This is a genomic window from Alteromonas sp. 07-89-2 (assembly GCF_013113925.1).
In the GTDB taxonomy this organism is placed as follows: domain Bacteria; phylum Pseudomonadota; class Gammaproteobacteria; order Enterobacterales; family Alteromonadaceae; genus Alteromonas; species Alteromonas macleodii.
This window is the reverse complement of sequence record NZ_VTYM01000064.1, coordinates 1-1,826: the sequence shown is the minus strand read 5'-3', so window position 1 is coordinate 1,826 and position 1,826 is coordinate 1. Positions and strand designations below refer to the sequence as shown.

Annotated in this window: 2 protein-coding genes; one reads left to right on the top strand and one right to left on the bottom strand. The window is 44.0% G+C overall.

Annotation, left to right across the window (positions count from 1 at the left end; translation table 11 throughout):
• Nucleotides 1–147: 147 nt before the first annotated feature.
• On the bottom strand, nucleotides 148–597 hold the full coding sequence (locus F0261_RS19685) for a GyrI-like domain-containing protein (protein WP_171338729.1): 450 nt from the start codon (nucleotides 595–597) through the stop codon (nucleotides 148–150).
• A gap of 246 nt (nucleotides 598–843) precedes the next feature.
• Here F0261_RS19685 and F0261_RS19680 point away from each other — a divergent pair, with 246 nt between their 5' ends.
• Nucleotides 844–1,728 (top strand): DMT family transporter, encoded by an 885-nt coding sequence (locus F0261_RS19680; protein ID WP_171338728.1) that lies wholly within the window; start codon nucleotides 844–846, stop codon nucleotides 1,726–1,728.
• Nucleotides 1,729–1,826 lie beyond the last annotated feature (98 nt).

Below are 1,826 nucleotides of genomic sequence, written 5' to 3'. Positions count from 1 at the left end.
CACTAAAACAAAAACGCCTTATTAAAAAATATCGCGATCGCAGCCTTCGGCTGCTAGAAAAAATAACCCCCTCCGAAAAAAGAGGGGTTTATCATCAATCTGCGGCGCTTATTAGCGCCGTTTTTTTATTATAAAGTTAACATGACGTCATTTTATTGCTATATAAACGTCTATATGGTTGCCACTCACATAGTGCTCGAAGTCTATTGAAAACGTCCTTTCATACTCGGCACCTCCTTCTTTGAAATAGCGCCAAATATCGCTCCATGCATCAATGGCAATTTGCGGCATTTCACCTTGTCGCGAAAAAACGAGATACTTTCCTGCGGGAATAGTGATGTGCTCAACCTTTAAATGTTCGGGCACTGAGTCACCGTCAAACCCAGCCAACACGGAAAAGTCACCGGAATGATCGGATTCGTAGTTGAAATACACGCCATACACTCGCTCGCCGCCTTTATAGTCAACAGCTATCGAATTATCAAACCTTTGCCAAAGTGTGGGTATCTTTCCCAGTGGTGAGAATTCAGTGTGATTATTGGTAATCACCGAAAAGCCTTTAATATCTATCGGTGAAGAGAGTTGTCGCATTTCCATGTCTTTATTCCATTTATTTGTGCGAGATAGTCATGATATACGCTTGTGCTTTGCCCATCATTCAGATTTTGGTTCTTTCACTTCCCTTTCATGTGTATTCTAGCTGCAAAGTAAAAGGCTCATTGGTTTAAAATAATGAAACTAGCTGTTATCACCTTTTAATTTCAATACTTTCCCTTATCAACGAGCATTTCAGTTTTAGAACAAATATAATCCGGTTTTGTCTCATCCAGGTTGCAATATATTGTGAATCAACGTTTTTTACTTGCCATAGTCGCAGTGCTTTTGGCGATGGTAACCATACAGTCTGGTGCATCGTTTGCGAAACAACTCTTTCCTATAGTTGGCCCTGAAGGCACCAGTGCTCTTCGTGCGTTTTTTGCCGCGTTGGTGTTAACAATAATTTTTAGGCCTTGGAGAGCGCGCTTGAGTGCGAAAGGATGGCGTAACGTTATTTTCTACGGCGCTTGCTTAGGCGCAATGAATATCATCTTCTATCTTGCGATTGAGCGTATTCCCCTTGGCATAGGTGTTGCGCTTGAGTTCACCGGACCATTGGCTGTGGCATTTTTTAGTGCCAGAAAAAAGAGAGACTTTGCTTGGGCTATTTTAGCCGTTGCAGGCGTTTGTTTGCTGCTTCCCGATATTGGCGGCGCGTCGGCCGAGAGCTTAGATCCCGTCGGCGTTATTCTTGCCCTTACAGCCGGAGCGTTTTGGGCCGGTTACATCGTATTTGGAAACAAAACAGGCAACGAAGGTTCTGGCGGTGTTACGGTAACATTAGGCATGCTAGTAGCAGCTATCTGTGTAGTGCCTATTGGCGTTGCTAGTCAAGGTATCGCCTTACTCTCGCCACAGGCTATTTTCATCGGGTTCGCTGTAGGCGTATTCTCGTCGGCTATCCCGTATACGTTAGAAATGAGTGCAATGCGCAATATGCCTAAGCAAACCTTCAGCATTATGATGAGTGTTGAGCCTGCCGTTGCAGCCATAGCGGCGTTCATCATTATTGATGAAACCCTCACGCTTTCACAATGGTTTGCAGTGGCTTTAGTCGTTATTGCTACCGCCGGGAGTTCAGCTACGCAAAAACAACTACCCAAACAAAAACAAATTGAAACCCTTTCCTAGGGCCTGTATATGGTCTCCCCCATTATTGCAAGAGTAAACATGCTGTTTTGACTAAAATGGTTTGCGTCCGTATATCCGGCTTCTCGTTGAAGTATTTT

Coding starts and splice junctions, on each gene's coding strand:
- F0261_RS19685 (WP_171338729.1), bottom strand. CDS start 597: ATGGAAATGCGACAACTCTCTTCACCGATAGATATTAAAGGCTTTTCG.